Annotated in this window: 20 protein-coding genes and 2 tRNA genes; 8 read left to right on the plus strand and 14 right to left on the minus strand. The window is 72.0% G+C overall.

Annotated features, from left to right (window positions below):
- The first annotated feature begins 18 nt into the window (after nt 1-18).
- On the plus strand, nt 19-987 hold the full coding sequence (locus tag O7619_RS28605) for a hypothetical protein (RefSeq protein WP_282288982.1): 969 nt from the start codon (nt 19-21) through the stop codon (nt 985-987).
- Here O7619_RS28605 and O7619_RS28610 read toward each other — a convergent pair.
- A complete protein-coding gene (locus O7619_RS28610) occupies nt 873-2138 on the minus strand; it encodes a glycosyltransferase (RefSeq protein ID WP_282284565.1) in 1266 nt (421 codons plus the stop codon). The two genes, O7619_RS28605 and O7619_RS28610, sit on opposite strands and share 115 nt — an antisense overlap.
- A 192-nt stretch (nt 2139-2330) precedes the next feature.
- On the opposite strand from O7619_RS28610, the gene O7619_RS28615 reads away from it, so the two are divergent.
- The 3 genes from O7619_RS28615 to O7619_RS28625 all read left to right on the plus strand — a co-directional run bounded on the left by O7619_RS28615 (nt 2331) and on the right by O7619_RS28625 (nt 4713).
- Complete coding sequence (locus O7619_RS28615) at nt 2331-3320, plus strand: SDR family oxidoreductase (RefSeq protein WP_282284566.1); 990 nt, start codon at nt 2331-2333, stop codon at nt 3318-3320.
- Nucleotides 3321-3376: 56 nt separating this feature from the next.
- The gene (locus O7619_RS28620) at nt 3377-4060 is read left to right on the plus strand and encodes an ATP-binding protein (RefSeq protein ID WP_282284567.1); all 684 of its coding nucleotides are present in this window, start codon (nt 3377-3379) and stop codon (nt 4058-4060) included.
- An 80-nt stretch (nt 4061-4140) separates the two neighbouring features.
- Nucleotides 4141-4713, plus strand: coding sequence for a DUF5709 domain-containing protein (locus O7619_RS28625; protein WP_282284568.1), 573 nt, complete (start codon nt 4141-4143; stop codon nt 4711-4713).
- 1 nt (nt 4714) lies between these two features.
- Here the strand turns inward: O7619_RS28625 and O7619_RS28630 are convergent, their stop codons facing one another.
- Nucleotides 4715-5347, minus strand: a complete 633-nt coding sequence (locus tag O7619_RS28630; RefSeq protein ID WP_282288983.1) for a response regulator transcription factor — start codon at nt 5345-5347, stop codon at nt 4715-4717.
- Nucleotides 5348-5358: 11 nt separating this feature from the next.
- Nucleotides 5359-6483, minus strand: coding sequence for a DUF5931 domain-containing protein (locus tag O7619_RS28635; RefSeq protein ID WP_282284569.1), 1125 nt, complete (start codon nt 6481-6483; stop codon nt 5359-5361).
- A 113-nt stretch (nt 6484-6596) separates the two neighbouring features.
- On the opposite strand from O7619_RS28635, the gene O7619_RS28640 reads away from it, so the two are divergent.
- Entirely contained in the window at nt 6597-7064 is a 468-nt protein-coding gene (locus O7619_RS28640) for an ATP-binding protein (RefSeq protein WP_282284570.1), read from the plus strand.
- Nucleotides 7065-7099: 35 nt separating this feature from the next.
- On the opposite strand, the gene O7619_RS28645 is transcribed toward O7619_RS28640, so the two are convergent.
- Nucleotides 7100-8038, minus strand: coding sequence for a ribose-phosphate pyrophosphokinase (locus tag O7619_RS28645; protein WP_282284571.1), 939 nt, complete (start codon nt 8036-8038; stop codon nt 7100-7102).
- A 65-nt stretch (nt 8039-8103) separates the two neighbouring features.
- On the opposite strand from O7619_RS28645, the gene glpK reads away from it, so the two are divergent.
- Nucleotides 8104-9588 carry a glycerol kinase GlpK gene (gene glpK, locus O7619_RS28650; RefSeq protein WP_282284572.1) on the plus strand — a complete coding sequence of 495 codons (1485 nt, stop codon included), beginning with the start codon at nt 8104-8106 and terminating at the stop codon, nt 9586-9588.
- A 15-nt stretch (nt 9589-9603) separates the two neighbouring features.
- Here glpK and O7619_RS28655 read toward each other — a convergent pair whose 3' ends face one another.
- Nucleotides 9604-10221 (minus strand): hypothetical protein, encoded by a 618-nt coding sequence (locus O7619_RS28655; protein ID WP_282284573.1) that lies wholly within the window; start codon nt 10219-10221, stop codon nt 9604-9606.
- Between the two features lie 229 nt (nt 10222-10450).
- Between O7619_RS28655 and O7619_RS28660 the strand changes: the two genes are divergently transcribed.
- Complete coding sequence (locus O7619_RS28660) at nt 10451-12082, plus strand: hypothetical protein (RefSeq protein ID WP_282284574.1); 1632 nt, start codon at nt 10451-10453, stop codon at nt 12080-12082.
- A 13-nt stretch (nt 12083-12095) separates the two neighbouring features.
- Here the strand turns inward: O7619_RS28660 and O7619_RS28665 are convergent, their stop codons facing one another.
- The 9 genes from O7619_RS28665 to O7619_RS28705 form a co-directional block, all read right to left on the minus strand.
- Entirely contained in the window at nt 12096-12827 is a 732-nt protein-coding gene (locus O7619_RS28665) for a VOC family protein (protein ID WP_282284575.1), read from the minus strand.
- A 10-nt stretch (nt 12828-12837) separates the two neighbouring features.
- Complete coding sequence (locus O7619_RS28670) at nt 12838-12999, minus strand: DUF397 domain-containing protein (RefSeq protein ID WP_348774341.1); 162 nt, start codon at nt 12997-12999, stop codon at nt 12838-12840.
- 26 nt (nt 13000-13025) lie between these two features.
- Nucleotides 13026-13808: a helix-turn-helix transcriptional regulator gene (locus tag O7619_RS28675; RefSeq protein ID WP_282284577.1), complete on the minus strand. Its 783-nt coding sequence runs from the start codon at nt 13806-13808 to the stop codon at nt 13026-13028.
- Between the two features lie 94 nt (nt 13809-13902).
- On the minus strand, nt 13903-14736 hold the full coding sequence (locus tag O7619_RS28680; protein WP_282284578.1) for a phosphoribosylaminoimidazolesuccinocarboxamide synthase: 834 nt from the start codon (nt 14734-14736) through the stop codon (nt 13903-13905).
- Between the two features lie 145 nt (nt 14737-14881).
- Nucleotides 14882-15130 carry a hypothetical protein gene (locus O7619_RS28685; RefSeq protein WP_281586804.1) on the minus strand — a complete coding sequence of 83 codons (249 nt, stop codon included), beginning with the start codon at nt 15128-15130 and terminating at the stop codon, nt 14882-14884.
- A 103-nt stretch (nt 15131-15233) separates the two neighbouring features.
- A tRNA-Met gene (locus O7619_RS28690) sits at nt 15234-15307 on the minus strand.
- Nucleotides 15308-15816: 509 nt separating this feature from the next.
- Nucleotides 15817-15890 (minus strand) — tRNA-Met (locus O7619_RS28695).
- 60 nt (nt 15891-15950) lie between these two features.
- Nucleotides 15951-18938 (minus strand): UPF0182 family protein, encoded by a 2988-nt coding sequence (locus tag O7619_RS28700; RefSeq protein WP_282284582.1) that lies wholly within the window; start codon nt 18936-18938, stop codon nt 15951-15953.
- Nucleotides 18939-19064: 126 nt separating this feature from the next.
- Nucleotides 19065-20078 carry a PDZ domain-containing protein gene (locus tag O7619_RS28705; RefSeq protein ID WP_282284583.1) on the minus strand — a complete coding sequence of 338 codons (1014 nt, stop codon included), beginning with the start codon at nt 20076-20078 and terminating at the stop codon, nt 19065-19067.
- Between the two features lie 114 nt (nt 20079-20192).
- Here O7619_RS28705 and O7619_RS28710 point away from each other — a divergent pair, with 114 nt between their 5' ends.
- On the plus strand, nt 20193-21464 hold the full coding sequence (locus tag O7619_RS28710; protein WP_282284584.1) for a zinc-dependent metalloprotease: 1272 nt from the start codon (nt 20193-20195) through the stop codon (nt 21462-21464).
- Nucleotides 21465-21644 lie beyond the last annotated feature (180 nt).

The following is a 21644-nucleotide window of genomic DNA, read 5'->3' on the forward strand; positions in this document are numbered from 1 at the left end:
TGGTGCTTCCTCGCGGCGATGATCGTCGCGTACGGCTTCGCCAACCTCCTCCAGTCGGTCGCCGCCGCGCGGACCACCCTGCACCACACGTTCGACCCGGGGCTGCTGCTGCGGCTGGCCGGTCACCGGACGTACCTGATCGGCCTGGGCTGCCAGGTCGTCGGGTTCGTGTTCGCCTTCCTGGCCCGCCGGGACCTGCCGCTGTTCCTGGTCCAGGCCAGTGTGGCGGCCGGGCTGGGGGTGACCGCCGTGCTCGGCGTGGTGGTGCTCAAGTGGCGTCTGCCGGCCGCCGAGCTGGTGCTGCTGGTGCTGCTGTTCGGCGGGATCACCGCGTTGGTGCTGTCGGCCGAGCCGGCGCCGTCCCGGCAGCTCGGCGCCGCCGGGCTGGTCGGCCTGGTGGCGGCGCTCGGCGTGATCGCCGGGTCGGGCTTCTTCGCCGCCCGGCTGCACGGCGCGCTCGGGTCGGTGGTGCTCGGCTCGCTGGCCGGGATGGCGTTCTCCGCCGCCGCGGTGGCCGCGCGCCCGCTCGCCTCCGCCGACTCGGCGGAGGTGTTCGTCCGCGACCCGCTGCTCTACCTGCTGATCGTCCACTCGGTGGTGGGCCAGTTGCTGCTCGGCCTGGCGATGCAACGCGGGTCGACCACGGCCGCGGTGGCCGCGATGGACGCGGCCGGCGCGGTGCCCGCGGCGATCGTCGGGTTGCTGCTGCTCGACGACAAGATCTGGCCCGGTCGGGAGTGGCTGGCCGGGCTCGGCTTCCTGGTCACCCTCGCGGCCGTGGTGGGCCTGACCCGGTACGCCGAGCCGCAGCACCACCACGCGACCGTCCGGAGCCGGGAGCCGGCGTTGGTCGGTGCCGGGGTGCTGCCGGCTCAGGCCGCTTCGAGCGGCCCGCGTTCCGGGACGGCCGCCTCGACCTCGACGCCGACCGGAGCGGTCGTCGGCTCCACCGTGGCCGGCCGGCGACGCCCGATCACCCGCTCGTAGAGCCGCTCCAGCGCCGCGGCCGTCCGCTCCCAGCTGTAGCTGCACCGCACCCGGTCCACCGCCGCGTGCCCGTACGCGAACCGGCCGGCGTTGTCGGTGAGCATCCGGCGCAGGGTGACGCCGAGGGTCCGCACGTCGCCCGGCGGCACCAGCTTGCCGGTCACCTCGTCGACGACGGCGTCGGCGATGCCGCCCATGGCGTAGCCGACCACCGGCACGCCGCAGGCCATCGCCTCCAGCGACACCCGGCCGGCGGACGAGTAGTGCGGGGTGCAGGCCACCACGTCCGCGGAGCGGTACCAGGTGGCCATCTGGTCGTGCGGGACCGCGCCGACGAGCTGGATCCGCTCCGCCACTCCGGCGCGCTCGGCCAGCTCGCGCAGCCGGCGCGCCTCCGCGTGCCGGGCCAGCCGCTCGGCCGGCGGACCGCCGGCGATCACCAGTTCCGCGTCCCCGACCAGCCGCATCGCCCGGATCAGGTCGTCCTGGCCGTGGCCGGGCGCGAGCCCGCCCACGGAGAGGATCCGGGGTCGCTGGTCCCGTGGGGCCGCTTCGCCGTCGGGGTGGAACTGCCCGGTGTCCACGCCGGTCGGCACCATCGCCACCGAGGTGCGTTGCAGGCCCATCCGGGTCAGCTCGTCGACCTCGTCGTTGCACTGGGCGACCGCGACGTCGACCGCCCGGGTCAGCGCCCGTTCGAGCGGGATCCGCTGGCCCGGCCCGGTGTAGCCGCGGCCGAGGTGGCGGAGCTGCTCGACGCCGAGCGAGTGGAAGGTCTGCACCACCGGGATGTTCGTGGCGCGGACCGCCTGGGCGGCGGCCAGCCCGCCGACCCAGTAGTGGCCGTGCACCACCTCGGGCGTCCAGTCGCCGGACCACGCATCGGTCAGCCACCTGCCGAACTCGGCCACGTACGGCACCAGTTCGCCGGTGGGCAGCGGATCGGGCGGCCCGACCGGAACCCGTTCCAGGCGGTAGCCGTCGAGTTCGGCCAGGGCCGGCTGGACGGCCGCGTCGCGGCGTTCGTACACACGGACCTCATGGCCCCGGGCGGCGAGTTCAGCCGCCACGCGCGCAATGTGCTCCTGAGTCCCGACCATGGGACCGTCTGTGGACGAGCCGGCGTGCGCGCATACAAGGCCGACGCGCATGGTGCACCTCCATGCGTTGTTCGGTAGCTGGGTCTCCCGGTAGAGCGTCCCATTAACCCGGGGCCGATGGCCCCAAACCTGGCAGATCAGCATCGGGGCGAGCGTCCCGTGGGCGGGACACCGATTGCGACCGAACCCGATCAGCGTCCGGGTCGCCGGCATGACCGGCCGGCCCCGGGGTACCGCGGAGGAATGGCGCTCACCCGAGACCTCGCCGACGCCACAGTCGTCATCACCGGCGCCTCCAGCGGCATCGGCGCGGCCACCGCGTACGCCCTGGCCGGGCACGGGGCGGCCGTGGTGCTGGCCGCCCGGACCGAGGCGGCCCTCGACCGCGTCGCCGCGCACTGCCGGGAACTCGGCGGGCAGGCCCTCGTGGTGCCCACCGACATGACCGATCCGGACGCGGTCGAGTTACTGGCGGCGCGGGCGGCGGCCGAGTACGGGCATCTCGACGCCTGGATCAACAACGCGGCGGTGGGCGCCGTCGGGCTGTTCGACGAGATCCCGGTGGCCGAGTTCCGCCGGGTGGTCGAGGTGAACCTGCTCGGCACCGTGCACGGTTCCCGGGCCGCGTTGCCCTGGCTCGTGGCGGCCGGCGGCGGAGTGCTGATCAACAACGCCTCCGTGCTGGCCGAGGTGGCCATGCCGTACCAGTCGGCGTACAACGCCACCAAGCACGCCATCCGCGGGCTGTCCGACACGGTCCGGCAGGAGCTGCGGGTGACCGGCCGGGGGAACATCTCGCTCTGCACCGTGCTGCCGGCCAGCATCGACACGCCGTTCTTCCGGCACGCGGCCAACCACACCGGGCGGGAGCTAACCCCGCCCCCACCGGTCTATCCGCCGGAGATGGTGGCCGAGACGATGGTCCGCCTGTTGCGCCGGCCGCGACGGGAGGCGTACGCGGGCGGCGCGGCCCGGCTGATGGGACTCCAGTGGCGGCTGGCCCCGGCGCTGGCCGAGCGGGTGCTCGGCTGGTACACCGCGCGCACCCAGTTCGGCCCCGGCGTACGCCTGGACGCCACCGGCAACGTCTTCACCCCGGCCGGGGAGGGGATGCGTACCGACGGCTGGTCCGGCCGGCGTGGCCAGCTGCTGCGGTTGACGGCGGCCCTCGGGCTGGCCGCTGCCGGCACCGTCGCGGCGGTCAGCCGACGTTCCCGGTCCGGTCGTCCGTGAGTCCCGCCCACCGTACCGATGCGGGCGTGGGTGCCGACGTGCACAATGGGGCGATCATGCCGACGGACGCGCGTTGCCTGGTGGAGACCGACGAATCCGCGACGGTCCGGCTGACCGGGGTGCTCGACCGGGCCGGGGCCGAAGCCGCACGCGGCGCCCTGCTCGCCCGGCTCTGGGAGCGGCCGGGCCCGGTGCGGGTCGACCTGTCCGGGCTGCGGATCCCCGACCCGTCCGTCCGTGACGACGTGCTCGACGAGGTCCGCCGCGCGGTCGCCGACTGGCCGGCCGCCGAACTGCTGCTCGACCCGGCCGAGCCGGCCGACCCGACCGACCAGCCGGCACCCGCCGACCTGGGCGACGCCGACCTGTCCCCGGTGGCGGAGTCCGCCCGCGAGGCCCGGTCGCTCGTCACCGCCGGGTGCCTCCGGTGGGGCCTGCCGGAGCTGGCCGAGCCGGCCTGCATCGCGGTCACCGAGATGGTCAACAACGTGGTCGCGCACGCGGCGACCCCGATGACGCTCCGGCTGGCGCCGCGCGGCGACGCCCTGCACATGGCCGTCCGGGACCATGCCGGCGGGCGTCCCGCGTACGCCGGGCCGGCCCCGGTCGACTCCGTCGGCGGTCGAGGGCTGCTGCTCATCGACACGGTGGCCCGGCGCTGGGGCAGCACCCCGCTGCCCGACGGCAAGGTGGTGTGGTGCGTGCTGTACGCCGAGGACGAGGCCGCGTTCCGCAACTGAGGCGGGATTTCGCCCTGTTCCTCCCGATCCACCCGCCCGCTCGCGGTTAATGCGGTCAACGCAGTGGGTAGTTCACCCCCATGCGCGACGACGAGTTCCCCACCCCCGTGTCCGACCCCGAGGCGGAGGGCCTGCCCGACACCGCCGACGATGACTCCACCGCCAACGACGACGTGCTGACCGGGCGCGAGGCGGACGGCCCGGCGCCGGCCCAGATCCCGGGCGACCGCACCCCCGTCGCCGTGGACCGGTTCGGCACCACGGCCGAGGAGCAACTCGACGGCGAGTCGCTCGACGACAAGCTCGACCGCGAGCGGTACGAACGTCCGGCCGACGACCCGCTCGCCGGCCCGGTCGACCCGGCGATCGCCGCCGAGGCGGACAGCGAGGAGGCCGCCGCGCAGGCCCAGCTCGACGCGGACGTGATCGACCCGGGCCCGGTCTCCGACCCGAACTCCCCGGTCTCGATCTATGACCACGGTCAGCTCGGCACGGCCGCCGACCACGAGGTGGGCCGGCTGGTCGAGCCGGACGAGGGCGCGCACACCGACCTGGAGACCGACAACGTCGCCTACGACGCCGGCGCCGCCGGTGGCGGGGCGACCGCCGAGGAGCTGGCGGTGCACGAGACCCAGCCCCCGCCGACGCAGTGACTCATTCGTCCAGACCCCGCTCGATGGCGTACCGGGTCAACTCGACCCGGTTGTGCAACTGGAGCTTGCCCAGTGTGTTCTGCACATGGTTCTGCACGGTCCGGTGCGACAGCCCGAGCCGCTCGGCGATCTGCTTGTAGGACAGCCCCTTGGCGACCAGGCGCAGCACCTCGGTCTCCCGTTCGGTGAGCCGGGGTGCGTCGTCGTGCGGGGCCGGCGGCGCGGCGGCCAGCCGGCGGTACTCGCCGAGCACCAGACCGGCCAGGCCGGGGGTGAACACCGGCTCGCCGGCCGCGGTGCGGCGCACCGCGTCGAGGAACTCGGCCGGGGCGGCCGACTTGACCAGGTAGCCGGTCGCGCCGGCCTTCACCGCGTCCAGCACGCTCTGCGGCTCACCGCTCGCCGAGAGCATGAGCACCCGCACGTCGGGCAGCGCCGCGCGCAGCCCCCGGACCACCTCGACCCCGGAGACGTCCGGCAGTTGCAGGTCGAGCACGACCAGGTCGGGCCGGGCCGCCGCGGCCACCCGGACCGCCTGCCGCCCCTCGCCGCTCGTCGCCACCACCCGGAGGCCGGCCTCGGTCAGGTCGCGGGCCACCCCCTCCCGCCACATCGGGTGGTCGTCGACCACCATCACCCGGATGCTCACCGTCGCCGGCTCCTCGGCACGGTCAGCTCGATCTCCGTCCCGGCGCCGGGCGCGGAGACGATCCGGACGTCTCCGCCCAGATCCGCCACCCGACCACGGATCGACTGGGCCACTCCGAGCCGGCCCTGCGCCGCGGCCTCCGCCAGCCGCCCGTCCGGAATGCCCGGCCCCTCGTCGCGTACCGAGACGGTCACCGTCTCCTCCTCGTCCTCGATCAGCACCCAGGCCCGCCCACCGGCGTGCCGGGTCACGTTGTCAAGCGCCGCGCCGACCGCCGCGGCCAGCTCTCCGGCGGCCCGCGCGGGCAACGGCACCGGGGTGGCCGGCGCGGCCACCTGGACCTGGCCCGAGGCGTACCGGTCGAGCAGGTCGCGCAGGTCCCGGTTGTCGCCGCCCCGCTCCGGCGCCGCGCCCGCCCGGCCGATCAACGACCGCAGCGCGGCCTCCTGCTCGCCGGCCAGCCGGGCCAGCTCGGCCGCCTCGCCGTCCAGGTCGGCGCCGCGCCGCCGGACCAGCGACAGCACCTGGAGCACCGAGTCGTGGATGTCCCGGGCCAGCCGTTCCCGCTCGCGGGTGGCCGCCTCCAGCTCCACCGCCCGCTGCAACCGGGCCTCCGCCTCCACGGCGAGCCGGGCCACGTGCCCGACCACCACGCCGGCCAGCAGCAGGAGGATCGCGCCGGTGAACGCGGACGGGTTGATCGGATCCCTGGTGGCCAGGTCGGCGGCGCCGAGCACGAGCGCGGCCACCGTGCCCCACCGCCGCCCGCCGGCGACCGCCCACGCCAGCACCGGCCCGCCGATCCAGGCCGAGGTCAGGACCGGCACGCCGGCGGCGAGCGCCGGCCGGCCGACCACCCACGGCGTGGCCAGGATGATCGCCAGCACCACGAGCAGGTCGGCCAGGAGCAGCGGCCGGCGCCGCCCGGCCGGGCGGCGGTAGCCGGCCGTCGTCACGCCGCTCCAGGCCAGCATGCCGAGCAGGACACCGCCGGCCGCCACCGGGTGCGCGTACTGGCCGCCGTCGCGCAGCACGAGCACCCCGACGTACGCCAGGGAGGCGAACCGGAACACGGCGAGGGACCGCCAGAGCGGGCCTTCCAGGCCGGAGGACGACGGCATGGCCGTCACCCTGCCACAGCCGGTCACCGGGGGGCCTCCGGGAGCGGTCCGGGAAACCCTGACGTACGGTGGAAAAGCCGCGAAGTCGTCGGGAAGCATCGTCGGGACGGGTCATGACAAACGGAGAACTCCCCGCACCGCGTACGGTGGTGTCCATCGACACCTCCCTCCTGATCGCCGAGACCTTCGACCAGGCCCAGGTGACCGAGCTTCGGCACTCGGTCACCTCCTGCGCGCACGCCGTGGGTCTCGCCGGCCAGCGGCTCGACGACTTCGTGCTGGCGATCAACGAGCTGATCACCAACGCCGTCCGGCACGGCGGCGGGCAGGGCCGGCTCCGGCTCTGGCGCCGGAACGACGAGCTGGTCTGCGAGGTGGCCGACCACGGTCCCGGGATCAGCGAACGGCGGCTGCGCGACCGCGACCGACCGGCACCGGAGACCGCCGGCGGCTGGGGCCTCTGGTTGGCCCGCGAGCTGAGCGACACCATGGAGGTCGAGACCGGCGACGCCGGCACGGTGGTCCGGATCACCGCGGCGTTGACCACCCGCCAGGCCGCCGCCGGCCCACTCGACGGCTGACCCGGCCGTCGGGCGGCGGCCCGGCCGCCCCCGCGTCACCCGAAGAGCGCGCTCACCGACTCGCCGTTGTGGATCCGGCGCATCGCCTCGGCCAGGGCCGGCGCCACCGACAGCACCTCAAGCTTCGGCACCCGCTTCTCCGCCGGGATCGGCACGGTGTTGGTGCAGACGATCTCCAACACGCCGTCCTGCGCGCTCAACCGCTCCAACGCGCCGCTGGAGAAGAGCCCGTGCGTGCAGGCCAGCCGGATCGAGCGGACCTGCCGCTCCCGCAGGTGCGAGATCAGCTCGACCACCGTGCTGCCCTTCGCGATCTCGTCGTCCAGCACGATCACGTCCCGGTCCGCCACGTCCCCGATGATCGTGCTGATCTGCACCCGGTCGTCGCTGAACCGCTGCTTCGCGCCGGCCGCCACCGGCGTGCCGAGCATCCGGGCGAACGCCGCCGCCTCCTTCGCGTTGCCCAGGTCCGGCGAGACCACCACCGCGTTGCCCAGGTCGTACCCGCGGAAGTGGGCGGCCAGCTCACGCAGCGCGTGCAGGTGGTCCACCGGGACGCTGAAGAAGCCGTGCACCTGCGGCGAGTGCAGCGTCATGGCCAGCACCCGGTGCGCTCCGGCCGAGGTGAGCAGGTCGGCGACGAGCCGCCCGCCGATGGAGATGCGCGGCGCGTCCTTCTTGTCCGACCGGGCGTACGCATAGTGCGGCAGCACCACGGTGATCCGGCCGGCCGACGCGCCCCGGGCAGCGTCGATCATGAGCAGCAGCTCGACCAGGTGCTCCTGCACCGGCGGCACCAGCGGCTGGATGAGGAAGACGTCCCGCTCCCGGCAGTTCGCCTGCAACTGCACCTCAAGGCAGTCGTTGGCGAACCGGGACACCCGCACCGGATGCAGCGGCACGGCGAGGTGGGCACAGATCTCGGCGGCGAGGTCGGGGTGGGCGGTCCCGCTGAACACGGCAATGTCACGCACGTCTGGTGATCGTACGGGCCGGTCGGTGGGAGGCGGGGGACGCTCCCGGCGGGTACGGTGCCTGCGTGACCGGAGAGTTCGTCGCCGCCATCGACCAGGGCACCACCTCCTCACGGTGCATCGTCTTCGACCGGGCCGGCGAGATCGTCGCCGTCTCCCAGCGCGAACACCGGCAGATCTACCCGCGGCCCGGCTGGGTCGAGCACGACGCGGAGGAGATCTGGACGAACGTCGAGCACGTGGTGCGGGAGGCGCTGGCGGGCGCCGGCATCGGTCCCGAGCACCTCGCCGCGGTGGGGATCACCAACCAGCGGGAAACCACGGTCGTCTGGGACCGGGCGACCGGCCGGCCGGTCGCCAACGCGATCGTCTGGCAGGACACCCGCACCGGTCCGCTGCTGCGCGAGTTGGCCGAGACGTACGACGCCGACCGGCTGCGGGCCCGCACCGGCCTGACCCTGGCCACCTATTTCGCCGGGCCGAAGCTGCGCTGGCTGCTCGACCACGTCGACGGGCTGCGCGAGCGGGCCGAGCGGGGCGAGGTGCTGTTCGGGACCATGGAAAGCTGGATCATCTGGAAGCTGACCGGGCGGCACGTCACCGACGTGACGAACGCCAGCCGCACCCTGCTGATGGACCTGGAAACCCTCGACTGGGCGCCGGAGCTGCTGGACGCGCTGCGGATCCCGGCCGCGATGCTGCCCGAGATCCGCTGCTCGGCCGAGGTCTACGGCACCGCCGAGGGGGTGCTCGCCGGGGTGCCGGTGGCGAGCGCGCTCGGCGACCAGCACGCCGCGCTGTTCGGGCAGACCTGCTTCCAGCCCGGCGAGGCCAAGTGCACCTACGGCACCGGCAGCTTCCTGCTGCTCAACACCGGCGCGAGCCCGGTGCCGTCACGGCACGGCCTGCTCACCACCGTGGCCTACCGGATCGAGGGCCAGCCGGCCGCGTACGCGCTCGAGGGCGCGATCGCGGTCACCGGCTCACTCGTGCAGTGGCTCCGCGACAACCTCGGTCTGATCTCCACCGCCGCGCAGGTCGAGGAGCTGGCCCGCACGGTCGACGACAACGGCGGCTGCTATGTCGTGCCGGCCTTCTCCGGCCTGTTCGCCCCGCACTGGCGCAGCGACGCCCGAGGCGTCATCGCCGGCCTGACCGGCTACGTCACCAAGGGCCACCTGGCCCGGGCGGCGCTGGAGGCGTCCGCCTTCCAGACCCGCGAGGTGGTCGACGCGATGAACGCCGACTCCGACGTCGCGCTGCGCCGGCTGCGGGTCGACGGCGGGATGACCGGCAACGCGCTGCTGATGCAGTTTCTCGCCGACGTGCTCGACGTGCCGGTGGTGCGCTCGCGGATCACCGAGACCACCTGCCTCGGCGCCGCCTACGCGGCCGGCCTGGCGGTCGGCTTCTGGCCGGACCTGGCCACGCTGCGGGACAAGTGGCGGTCCGACGCCCAGTGGGAGCCGGCCATGGACCCGGCGCACCGGCAGCACGAGTTGCGCCAGTGGCACAAGGCCGTGCAGCGCACCCTGGACTGGGCGGACTAGCTCCGTACGGCTTGATCAGGAGCGGGCGGCCTCGCCCTCCTCCACCTCCAACAACGCCAGGATCTCTGCCGCGGTCCGGTTCGCCAGCGACGCGAAGATGGCGTCGGCCCGGTCGAGGAGGTCGCCGAACCCGCCCGCCGCGGACCGGGAGTCGATCTCCCGCAGGAAGTCGCGGATCTCCTCCAGGGCCGGCCGGTCCAGCCGCAGGGTGCCGGCCGAGACCTGCCCGCGCAGCGCGTACGCCCGCAGGATGTCCTGCGCGAAGATGGCACCCTTGGCGAGCAGCGTCAACCACCGCGTCTCCAGCGACCGGTCCTGCCGCAGCAGGTCGAACATCCGGCCTTCGTGTGCGGCGAACAGGGCGAGTGCCGCACGGCCCAGAGCCGACCGGCGGAGGATCACGTCCCGGAAGTCGAACAGCACCACGTAGGACGGCTGGACCGCGTGCCCGAGCAGCGGGTCGTCGCGGGTGGCCTCAGCGAGGCGTGAGCCGAACCCGCCGACGGGGTTGCACCCGCCGCACGGCCCTTCCGAGTACAGCCCGGTGAAGTTGCACTCCGACGAACTGGAGACCGTGAAACAAATCGTCTGCCCGGTCGTCCCGTCCCCCGAGGGGTAACAACAGCATCCCATGATCGGTCCTTTCCCCGCCGGGGTGGTGATCGTCATTCTTCGTCGGCCGGAGTCGCTCCGACTCTACGCCGGGCCTATTGATCCGTTGCTTTTGTGTCGCCAATGCGCTTGCGCGGAGGGCCGCCGTGCCGAACGGTGGACCGCGCACGGTTAGCGGATCGGGAGCGCAGTGTTGGGAAACGATCTCACAAGCGGATACGACGTCGTCGCACACTTCTAACAAAGCGCGGTGGAGCGGGTCTTCCAGAGTTACTACCAGGCGGGAGTGTTGCCCTCGCACGTGTCCGCGCCGTTCTCGCAAGGCAGCGCCACCCACACCGTCGAGGTGTTCTACGGCCTGCCCCGACTCAGATTCGTCAGCGTGTCGGGAGTGCAGAACACCATTCGACTCACCTTCGGCTACATCGTCCGACTGACCAATCACGATCAGGAGTGGCCCGGCGAGGCTTCGGTGGTCGTCTCCGCCATACCGTTGACCATGCCCGCCGGTGACGGCACCTTCGTCACGTCGCTCGGTATCGTGCTGAACAACACCGGCCTCGGTCAGCTCACCTTCACCCCGGCGTCCTATCCGGAATTTGAGAACGTCGTCAAGCCGCTGATCGCGACGAGCATTCTGGGCAGCGGCCGGTCGATCTTCTTCACCCCTCCGGCGACTCCGAGCCCGCAGCGGCTGGGGTTCCGGATCTATCCTGGGCCGGGCGACAGCGGTTTCCTCAGCGCCTTCGTCACCGTCGAAGCCACTCCGGCGCCACCGCCGGCGACCATGACGTCGCTCCTGTCGCCGAGTCAGGATCTCGCCGTGGCGGCGCCGGTCGAACTGGTCGACCAGATCCTGGCCGACGGGCTGGCCGCGGCGGGGCTGGGCGACCTGCCGACCACCATGGAGTTCGACGGGGAGGAGCGAACCGTCCAGGCTCTGCGGATCCGGCTGCGCGACCACTTCCTGGACATCAGCGGTGAGATCGACGACGTCGAGTTCACCGCCAAGGCGCTACTCTACGCCCGACCGGACGGAATCACCTACCAGGTCCTCATCCAGGACCTCGACGTGGACCTACCCTGGTATGCCGACGTGGTCGACGTCATCAGCGGCGGAGCCATCACGCGGGCAATCGGCAACTCCTTCCCGGCGATGATCGGCGCCCTGGGTGGCGGGGCGTCCGGCGGCCTGGGCGTCTTCGCCAGCCGGATCCCGACGGTGGAGACCTCGGTCGACATCCACAACAAGGGGTATGCCGCCATCAGCGAGCAGGGGATGGTCGTCGGTGCCTCGGTCACGGCGAAGCCCGTGGCCGCACCGATCGTCCAGCCGACCTATCTCGTCGGAAACCGGAAGAGCCGAGAGTTCCACCGGGCCGGCTGCCCGTACGGCGACAAGGTGAAGCAGCGGGAACTCTTCATCCGTGAGGCCGCCGCCATCCGGGCCGGCTACAACGGGTGCTTCACGTGCGCCCACGAGTACAGCCATCCCTCCGGCAAGCTCACCTTCGGGTTCCGGTCCCCCGGCGGCAACCTCGCCAACGCCCTGCTCACCGTGCCCGTCTCCATAGTCGGCAAGCTGGTCACCCAGGTGGTGGTCGACGGGGTGACGGTCACCGATCCGCCGTTCACCCGGGACGCGACGCTCAAGGTGAAGGTCAAGCCGGACGGCAGTTGGCAGACCTATCTGTACGACTCGAGCAGCCAGCTGATCCCCGGCACCTGGCGACTGCGGGCCACCAGCGGCGCCTGGACCGGCGAGGTCACTGCCGCCATCGTCCCCACCGCCCGCAACTTCGGTGCCAGCAACATGATCGCGTTCACCCTCGGCAAGCCGGCCGGCGTGATCGGATACGGCCGGATGCCGCCGTTCCCGTGAGCCGGCGCGCGGGTCAGGCCGGAGTGAGCAGGCAGAACTCGTTACCCTCGGGGTCGGTCATGACCTTCCACGGGATGTCGGGGCGGCCCAGGTCGACGGCGGTGGCGCCGAGCGTCTCCAAGCGGGCCGCCTCGGCCGCCATGTCGTCGCCCGGGTAAGGGCGGACGTCGAGGTGGACGCGGTTCCACCCGGTCTTCACGTCGGACGAGCGGAGGAACTGGAGATAGGGGCCGACGCCCTGGGCGGAGCGCAGTACCGCCTGATGGTCGGTCACCTTGTGCACGGTCCAGTCCATCGCCTCGCCCCAGAAAGCAGCCATGACGCGCGGATCCGCGCAATCGACCATCACCGCGGCGATCGGCCCGGTGTTTTCGTAGAGCGAGTCGAGCACGCAGAACTCGTTGCCCTCCGGGTCGGCCAGGACCGTCCACGGGACGTGGCCCTGGCCGATGTCGACGGGTGTCGCGCCCAACTCCGTGAGCCGCGCGACCAGCTCCGCCTGATGGGCGGCCGAGGTGGTGGCGAGGTCGACGTGCACCCGGTTCTTCACCGTCTTGGGTTCCGACGAGACGACCAGGTCGATGCAGACGGCGACCGGGTCGGGGTAGACGAAGCCCTCCGGTTCGAGGTTGGTCACGCCCGGCTCCTCGCTGGAGACCCCCCAGCCGAGCGCCTTCGCCCAGAATCCGCCCAGCGCGGCATCGTCCCGGGCCTTCATGTTGATCTGCACGAGCCTCGTCGCCATACCGGCGAGACTAGACGACCTTGACCTGCGCGACGAAGGCCCGCCAGGCGTCCGGGGCGAAGCCGAGGGTGCCGCCGGCGCGGTCCTTGGAGTCGCGCACCAGCACCCGGTCGGGCAGGTTGTCGGCGACCTCGACGCAGGTGTCGCCGCCGTTGCCGGACCGGCTCGACACGCGCCACCGGGGGGTGGGGGCAGTGTTCACAGCTCGCTCACCAGCTTTCCGATCAGCTCGACGGACACGCCGGCGGGCAGTGCCTCGCTGAGCAGCGTGTCCCACATCATCCTCATCGTAGCCACGGCGTCCGGCCGGTCGACGACGTGACCGAAGACGCCGTCCACATAGGCCACCTCGTCGCCGTCGGGCAGCATGGCCAGCACGAAGCCACCGGTCAGCCCCGGATGCGCGCCCACCCCGTCGGGCACCACGTAGAGCCGGATGTGCGGCAGCGCGGCCAGCTCGACCAACCGCTCCCACTGGGCCCGTTGCACGTCCCGGTCGCCGACCACCCGCCGCAGCGCGGTCTCGTCGATCACGGCGGTGAACTGCTTCGGCACCGGGCCGGTCAGCAGCTCCTGCCGGGCCATCCGGCCGGCGACCAACTGCTCCACCTGCTCGGGCGTGTGGGTGCCCTGGGCGCGCAGCACCGCGTGCGCGTACGCCTCGGTCTGGAGCAGGCCGGGCACCAGCGACGGTTGCGACGTGCGGAGGCTGAGCGCCTCGGCCTCGATGCTCCGCCACGGCGCGAACCAGGCCGGCGACTCCTGCCGGGCCGCCACCGCCAGCAGCTCCACGAGCAACCCGCCGGTCTCCAGCGCCGCGTCGGCGGCCTCGGCGAACTGGACCGTCGGTCGGCGCCGGCCGGTCTCGATCGCCGCGATGGTGGACGGACTCCACCTGACCAACTCCGCGAGCGCCTCCTGCGAGACGCCCGCACCGGCCCGCGCTGCCTTGAGCGCCCTGATCCACATGTCGCTGTTCATCCGACCATCCCGAGATCAACCGACGGTGACGGATTCATCCTCGACGGTTACTACGGGCGGGTCCAGCAGGTACGGGCAGGTGGCGGTAACGCGGTCAGTCCCAGCGGTTGCCGGTGAGCTTCTCGTACACCTCGACGTAGCGGGCGCGGGTCGCCTCGACCACCTCGGCGGGCACCTCCGGTGCCGGCGTGCGCTTGTCCCAGCCGCTCTCGACCGCCCAGTCCCGCACGTACTGCTTGTCGAAGGAGAACTGGGCCCGGCCGGGCTGGTAGGACTCGGCCGGCCAGAACCGGGACGAGTCGGAGGTGAGCAGCTCGTCGGCGAGGACAAGCGTGCCGTCCGACGCCCAGCCCAGCTCCAGCTTGGTGTCGGCGATCAGGAGCCCCCGGTCGGCGGCGATCTCCGCGCCGCGCCGGTAGACGTCGATGGTGATCTGCCGCAGCCGCTCCGCGGTCTCCGGACCGACCTTGTCGACCACCTGGTCGAAGGTGATCGGCTCGTCGTGCTCGCCCATCGGCGCCTTGGTCGACGGGGTGAAGATCGGCTCGGGCAGGATCGACGCCTCCACCAGCCCACGGGGCAGCGGCACCCCGCAGACCGAACCGCTGCGTTCGTATTCGGCGAGGCCACTGCCGGTCAGGTAGCCCCGGGCCACGCACTCGACCGGCACCATATCCAGCCGCCGGCACCGGACCGCCCGCCCGGCGAACTCCGCCGGCACGTCGGTGGCCGAGAGGACGTGGTTCGGCACCAGGTCCGACAACTGCTCGAACCACCACAGCGAAAGCGCGGTGAGCAGGCGGCCCTTGTCCGGGATCGGGGTCGGCAGCACCACGTCATAGATGGAGACGCGGTCGGAGGCGACCAGGATCAGGTCCGCGCCGTCGGTGTAGACGTCCCGGACCTTGCCCGAGTGCAGAAGTTCCACGGCGCCAATTACACCATGTCGGGCCGGGCCGCCCGCCGCGCCCATCGGCGGTTAAGGAGGGGCCCCCGCTTAACACATTTGGTAGAGGCGGGGGCCCCGCTTAACACCGCTCAGGCCCGCGAGCACAGCGGCACGGCACAGCGCGTCAGCGCGGCGGGCGGTTGCGCCGGCCCCGGGTGAGAAGCAGCACCAGCAGCACGATCCCGCCGACCACCACCAGGCAGCAGAGCAGCCCGAGGAACCCGAAGCCGCCGCGGGAGCGCCGGCGCGCGGCCTCCACCACGACCTCGCCGGTGCCCGTCGACGCCCAGGCCGCGACCGGCACGAAGACCGAGAGCACAACCGTCCCGATGACCGCGCCCAGGCGGCCCCACCATCTGTTCCATCCAGCCATGCCCCCATCGTCGCCGAGGCACGCAACCGCGGCACGCGGACAGGGCGGAAAGATCGGATACGGCGAAGGCCCCGGAGTTTCCTCCGGGGCCTTCGCGATCACGTAGCGGGGACAGGATTTGAACCTGCGACCTCTGGGTTATGAGCCCAGCGAGCTACCGAGCTGCTCCACCCCGCGTCGGTAGGTACAGCCTACTCCATCCCGATGGTGGAGATCAGCCGGGTCCCCGATCCCGCCGGCCCCGACACCGTCACCTCGCCGACCTGGCACGCCCTGCCGCCACTCCGCCGAAACGGCGAGGTCAGCACAGCCCGGATACCGCCATTTCCCCGAACTGGTGCCGGGCAGTGGTTTCCGCGGGCCCCCGAGCGCGCGTGCGCCGGAGCCGCGCCTACCCACGGCTCGGCGGCACATTCCCTCGCTCATCGCCATTTCGCCGAAGTGGCGCGGTCCGCACACCGCAGACCACGCCACTTCCCCGAGCTGGCGAGGGCCAAGGGCCGAGAATGGGGCCGGGGCCCGGGAGCCAGCGGCCAGCGGCCAGCGACCGGGAGCCGAGGCCAGGGCCGGGGCTAGGACCGGGACCAGACGGCCAGCGACCGGGAGCCGGGGCCAGGGGGCAGGAGCCAGGGACAGGGGAAACGGCGAAGGGCCCCGGAGCGAACTCCGGGGCCCTTCGTCACGAGTAGCGGGGACAGGATTTGAACCTGCGACCTCTGGGTTATGAGCCCAGCGAGCTACCGAGCTGCTCCACCCCGCGTCGGCTCGTTAACCGTAGCGCACCGGCACGGCGAGGCGCAAAACGGGGTGTCGGCCGGTGTCAGCCGCTCGGTGACACCGACGGCGAGGGTGACGCCGGCGCTGACGGCGAGGCGCCGCCCGAGGGCGCGGCGGACCCGTTCGCCGCCGCCTGGGCCTGCTGGAACGCCGTCATCGCCTCGTCCAGCGCCTTCAACGCCCGCCCGTACCGCTCGAAGTCACCGGACGCCTGCGCGGCCTTGACCTCGGCGATGGCGCTCTGCACCTTGCCGGCCGCGTCGGCCAGCTCACCGGTGAGCGGCGGCGGGGTGTTGTTGTTGCCGCCGGACGGTGGCGGGTTGTTGTCGTCGTCGTTGCTCGGCGGCGGGGTGCCCGATCCGGCCCGCTTGCCCTGCTCGACCAGTTGTTTGATGCCGTCGCCGAGGTTGTTGGCGAGCACCACGTACGAGCCGCCGTCACCGTAGGAGAGCAGCACCTTCTGCAACAGCGGGTACGCGTCCTGGCTGCTGCTCTTCACATAGATCGGCTCGACGTAGAGCATCCCGTCGGCGAACGGCAGCGACAGCAGGTTGCCGTACTGCACCTGGGCCTGGTTGGAGGAGAGCAGGTTGAGCTGCTGCCGGATGTCACCGTTGTTCGTCATCTGCTGGTGCACCTGGGTCGGCCCGGAGATCCGGGTCTGGTCCGGCAACTCCAGCACCTCCAGGCGCGGCTGCCCGTCCACGTACGAGCCGGAGACCAGCGCGGCGAGGTTCTGCCGCCCGTTCGGGGTGACGGCGGACGTGAGCTGGAAACGCGGCCCCTCCTGCCCCGGGAACTGGGTGAAGAGGTAGTAGGGAGGCTGCCGCTGCCCGCTGTCCGGCGCGTCCGGCACGTTCGGCACCTGCCAGAAGTCCTGGCCGGAGTAGAAGTCGCCGGGATTGGTGACGTGGAACTTGGTCAGCAGGTTGCGCTGCACTTTGAACAGGTCGACCGGGTAGCGGAAGTGCTCGGCCAGCTCCGCCGGGATGTCGCCCTTGGGCAGCACGAGGTCTCCACCGAAGGCCTTGTTCCACGCCTTCAGCACCGGGTCGGCGTCGTCGTACGAGTAGAGCTTGACCGTGCCGTCGTACGCGTCGACGGTGGCCTTCACCGAGTTGCGGATGTAGTTGACGTTCTCCCGGGCGAGCTGGAACGTGCCCCGGCCGGTCAACTCGTCGGCGGTCTCCGCCTGGAGGTTGACCCGCTCGGCGTACGGGTAGGTGGCGGCCGTGGTGTAGCCGTCGACGATCCACAGGACGCGACCGTTCACCACGGCCGGGTACGGGTCGCCGTCGAGGGTGAGGAACGGCGCGACCTTCTCCACCCGGTCGCGCGGGTTACGCACGTAGAGCAGCTTCGAGTTCTCGTTGACCGCCTCGGAGAGCAGGAAGTTGGGCTCCTGCTCCTTGATCGAGTAGAGCAGCCGCCGGGGGAAGGAGCCGATCTTGACGCCACCCTCGCCGGAGTAGGTGTAGTACTGCTCGCCGCCGGTGGAGGTGGGCCGGTCGAACTCGACGTTGCGGTCGCCGTCCTGCCCGACGATCGCGTAGTCGTCGGCTTCCATCCGCTCGCCGTAGTAGATCCGCGGCTGCTGGGCCGGGATCTCCTCGGTCGGCGCGGAACACGCCTCCTGCGCCTTGTCGCCGAGGAAGCCGGAGACGAAGTACGGCTGGCCGCCGCAGACCACCTGGTTCGCCGGGGCGGCGACCAGGCCGTACCCGTGGGTGTAGACGGTGTGCCGGTTGATCCAGTTGCTCTGCTGGTCGGTCAGCTCGCCGTAGTTGATCTCACGGACGCCGACCACGTAGTCGGAGGTCTTCTCCTTGACCGAGTATCTGTCGATGTCCAGCTTCGAGCCGAAGTCGTAGAAGCCACGGACCTGCTGCAACTGGGTGTACGTCTCGGAGACGAGCTGCGGGTCCAGCAGCCGGATGTTCGGCACCACCGAGGTGTCGGTGGCGAGGCTGGCCGGTGGCACGAGGTTGCTCGCCGCGTACCCGGTGGTCTTCGTGCCTTCGAGGCTGAACGCGGACCTGGTCGCGGCGATGCTGCGTTCGATGTACCGCGCCTCCTTGTCCCGGGCGCTCGGCTTGACCTCGAACGTCTGCACGGCCCACGGGTAGATGCCGCCGATCGCCACCGCGGAGACGCCGAGCAGGGCCAGCGAGATGCCGGGCCAGACCAGGTTCCGCATCACCGCGTTGGAGAACACGATGATCGCGAGCGCCACCAGGATGGAGATCCAGGCCAGGATCTCCTTCGCCGGGAGCAGCGCGTTCACGTCGGCGTAGCCGGCGCCGTAGAGCTTGGTGCCCTCGTTGTACTCCAGCAGCATGGCGCGCCGGTCCAGCACGTAGGCGACGGCCTTGAGCAGGACGAAGACGGCGACAAGCGAACTCAGGTGGGCGCGGGCGGCGTTCGTCATCCGGTCGCCGACGCCCTGGAGGCGCACCCCGCCGAAGACGTAGTGCACGGCGAGCGCGCCGAGCAGGGCCAGCACCACCGCGGTGAAGCCGACGCCGAGCACGTAACGCCAGAACGGGAGCTGGAAGACGTAGAAGCCGACGTCGACGCCGAACTCGGGGTCCTTGACGCCGAAGTCACCGCCGTTGCGGAACAGCAGCCACTGGCTCCACCGGGTCTGCGCGGACAGGCCGGCGAAGAGCCCGACGACGGCGGAGACCAGCGCGATCCAGGTGCCGAGCCGGGGGCTCAGCACCATCCGGTAGCGCTCCAGGGTGGCCTGCTCGGCCGAGTGCGGGCGCATCCGGGGTCGTACCCGGTAGGCCAGCCAGAGGTTGCCGGCGATGACAAGCGCCATGCCGACGCCGACCACCAGGAACAACAGCAGCCGGGTGGCGAGCACACCGGTGAAGACCTGGGTGTAGCGGACCTCGTCGAACCACAGCCAGTCGGTCCAGGCGTTGACTCCCCACCCGAGCAGGGTGAACAAGACGAACACCCCGATCAGGACCCCGATGGTGACGCGCCCGCGCCGGCTCATCCTCGGCAGGGGACTGCTACGCATGACCACTATTGGCTCCGCACGTTTGATGTGATCGGCTCCGACCAGGCACCCCAGAGTACGGGGTGTTCCTGAACACGTCGGGTCAAGGTCACGTCACGATCGCCGGCGGGAGATGACCGGTCCCGCTCAGCAGCGCGTCGGCTGCCCTCCGGCGCGGAGCGTCTCCAGCGCCGTGAGCGCGTCGTCGAGTGTCGCCACCCGCAGCAGCGGCAGATCCGGTTGCGGGTTCCGCACCGCCTCGGCGCAGTTGTCCGCGGGCACCAGGAAGACCTTCGCTCCGGCCTCCTTGGCGCCGACCAGCTTCTGCGCGATGCCGCCGATCGGACCGACCTGCCCCTCGTCGTCGATGGTGCCGGTGCCGGCGATGACCTTCCCGCCGGTCAGGTCCGCCGGTTCGAGCTTGTCGATGATGCCGAGGGTGAACATCAGCCCGGCGCTCGGCCCGCCGATGTCACCGAGGTCGATCTTCAACGTGAACGGGTGCGGCTGCTGCTGGTCGATCTCGACGCCGATGCGCGGCCGTCCGTCCTGTTCCCGGCTGGTGACCGTGGCCGTGCCCGGGGTGCCGCCCCGGGTGTAGCCGATCTTCAACGCGGTGCCGGCCGGCTTGGCCCGGATCAGCTCGGTGAGCTTGGCCGCGCTGGTGACCGGCGTGCCGTCGACCGAGGTGAGCACGTCGTCGGGCCGGAACACGCCCACCGACGGCCCGCCCGGGGTGACGGTCTTGACCCGCACCCGGATCGGATAGCCCAACTCGCGCAGGGCCGCCGTCTCGGCGCTGGTCTGCGAGTTCTGGAAGTCCTCCGCGTTGCGCTGCTCGACCTCCTCCTGCGACTCCCCCGGCGGGTAGACCAGCTCCCGCGGCACCACCGCCTCGTCGGAGGAGAACCAGCCGGCCAGTGCCGACCGGAGCCGGACGGTGGGCTGCACCCCGACCGTGGTCAGCCGGAGCTGCCCGGCGGAGGTGGACGTCGTACGACCGGTGACCTGGATGATCTCCTTGCCGTCCGCGCTGCCGAGCGTGTTGACGGTCGGGCCGGGGCCGAGCACCACGTACGGCAGGGGCACGCTCAACACGCCGACGCTGAGCAGGGCGGTGAGCAGTGCACCGAGCAGGACGGTCAGGCCGCGACGTCTCATGGGCCAGAGCGTACCGATCCGTCCCGCGCCGTCCGGCACGGTGACCGCGGACTTCGCCCTCAGCGCAACACCGACGGGCACGACCTGCGGCGCAGCCCGCGTACCGTAGAGGTCGTGCCTGATATTCCGTTCGGCTTCGCGCTCCCGGGTGGTCAACCACCAGACCCCAACGATCCCGCGCAGATGCAGCAGTTCATGTCGCAGTTGCAGCACCTGCTGTCCGCGCCGGGCAGCGGGCCGGTCAACTGGGACCTCGCCCGGCAGGTCGCCGCGAGTCAGCTCGCCGCCGCCGGTGACCCGGCGGTCTCGCCGTTCGAACGCAACGCGGTGGAGGATGCGTTGCGGATCGCCGACCTCTGGCTGGAGCCGGCGACCTCGTGGCCCACCGGCATCCGCTCGTCGGTCGCCTGGAACCGCAACGAGTGGATCTTCAAGACGCTCGACGTGTGGCGCAAGCTCTGCGACCCGGTGGCCAGCCGGATGGTCGGCGCGATGGGCGACCTGGTGCCGCCGGAGGCACGGGCCCAACTCGGCCCGATGCAGTCGATGGTCGCCACGCTCGGCGGCGCGCTCTTCGGCGGGCAGCTCGGCCAGGCCCTCGGCTCACTCGCCGCCGAGGTGCTCTCCGCCGGCGACATCGGCCTGCCGCTGGGCCCCGCCGGCGCCGCCGCGCTCATCCCGGCCAACATCAAGGTGTACGGCGAGGGCCTGGAGCTGCCGGAGGACGAGGTACGCCTCTACGTGGCCCTGCGCGAGGCCGCCCACCAGCGGCTCTTTCAGCACGTGCCGTGGCTGCGCGGGCACGTGCTGACGGCGGTGGAGAACTACGCCGCCGGCATCCGGGTCAACCGGGAGGCGATCGAGGAGGCGATGGGCCGGGTCGACCCGACCGACCCGGAGTCGATGCAGGCGATCGCGCTGGAGGGCATCTTCACCCCCGAGGACACCCCGGCGCAGAAGGCGTCGCTGGCCCGGCTGGAGACGGTCCTCGCCCTGGTCGAGGGCTGGGTGTGCCACGTGGTGGACAGCGCCGCCGGTGACCGCCTGCCCAACGTCGTACGCCTCGGCGAGGCGTTCCGCCGCCGCCGGGCCGCGGGTGGCCCGGCCGAGCAGACGTTCGCCGCCCTGGTCGGCCTCGAACTGCGGCCACGACGGCTGCGGGAGGCGACGGTGCTCTGGGCGGCGCTCACCGAGCAGCGCGGCATCGCCGGCCGGGACGCGATCTGGGGCCACCCGGACCTGCTCCCCTCCGACGACGACTTCGCCGACCCGCAGGGCTTCGCGACGACCGGCAGCGACCTGGACGAGGAGCTGGCAAGCTTCGACTTCTCGGCGCCGGGCGCGCCGGAGGAGCCGACCCCGGGCGAGGACGACGACAAGTCCTGACATCGGACACCGGTCGGGTCCGCACGGATCTGCGTGCGGGCCCGGCCAATGCGTGCCGGCCGGCCTCGGGCGGCGCGCGGGCAGACCCCGGTCGGGTGACGAGAAACTTGATGACGTAGGTGGTTCAACCCTGCCCGCACCTACCCGCCGGGCGTGAGTCATTCTCGTCATCAAGTTTCT

The organism is Micromonospora sp. WMMD998 (assembly GCF_029581235.1).
Classification (GTDB): domain Bacteria; phylum Actinomycetota; class Actinomycetes; order Mycobacteriales; family Micromonosporaceae; genus Micromonospora.

What these genes read in the sequence shown, in the direction of transcription:
- O7619_RS28630 (WP_282288983.1), bottom strand. Translation starts at nt 5,347, where the DNA reads ATGGTGGTCGACGACCACCCGATGTGGCGGGAGGGGGTGGCCCGCGAC.
- O7619_RS28605 (WP_282288982.1), top strand. Translation starts at nt 19, where the DNA reads ATGATCGTCGCGTACGGCTTCGCCAACCTCCTCCAGTCGGTCGCCGCC.
- O7619_RS28610 (WP_282284565.1), bottom strand. Translation starts at nt 2,138, where the DNA reads ATGCGCGTCGGCCTTGTATGCGCGCACGCCGGCTCGTCCACAGACGGT.
- O7619_RS28620 (WP_282284567.1), top strand. Translation starts at nt 3,377, where the DNA reads ATGCCGACGGACGCGCGTTGCCTGGTGGAGACCGACGAATCCGCGACG.
- O7619_RS28700 (WP_282284582.1), bottom strand. Translation starts at nt 18,938, where the DNA reads ATGCGTAGCAGTCCCCTGCCGAGGATGAGCCGGCGCGGGCGCGTCACC.
- O7619_RS28625 (WP_282284568.1), top strand. Translation starts at nt 4,141, where the DNA reads ATGCGCGACGACGAGTTCCCCACCCCCGTGTCCGACCCCGAGGCGGAG.
- O7619_RS28675 (WP_282284577.1), bottom strand. Translation starts at nt 13,808, where the DNA reads ATGAACAGCGACATGTGGATCAGGGCGCTCAAGGCAGCGCGGGCCGGT.
- O7619_RS28665 (WP_282284575.1), bottom strand. Translation starts at nt 12,827, where the DNA reads ATGGCGACGAGGCTCGTGCAGATCAACATGAAGGCCCGGGACGATGCC.
- O7619_RS28615 (WP_282284566.1), top strand. Translation starts at nt 2,331, where the DNA reads ATGGCGCTCACCCGAGACCTCGCCGACGCCACAGTCGTCATCACCGGC.
- O7619_RS28655 (WP_282284573.1), bottom strand. Translation starts at nt 10,221, where the DNA reads ATGGGATGCTGTTGTTACCCCTCGGGGGACGGGACGACCGGGCAGACG.
- O7619_RS28685 (WP_281586804.1), bottom strand. Translation starts at nt 15,130, where the DNA reads ATGGCTGGATGGAACAGATGGTGGGGCCGCCTGGGCGCGGTCATCGGG.
- O7619_RS28705 (WP_282284583.1), bottom strand. Translation starts at nt 20,078, where the DNA reads ATGAGACGTCGCGGCCTGACCGTCCTGCTCGGTGCACTGCTCACCGCC.
- O7619_RS28640 (WP_282284570.1), top strand. Translation starts at nt 6,597, where the DNA reads ATGACAAACGGAGAACTCCCCGCACCGCGTACGGTGGTGTCCATCGAC.
- O7619_RS28635 (WP_282284569.1), bottom strand. Translation starts at nt 6,483, where the DNA reads ATGCCGTCGTCCTCCGGCCTGGAAGGCCCGCTCTGGCGGTCCCTCGCC.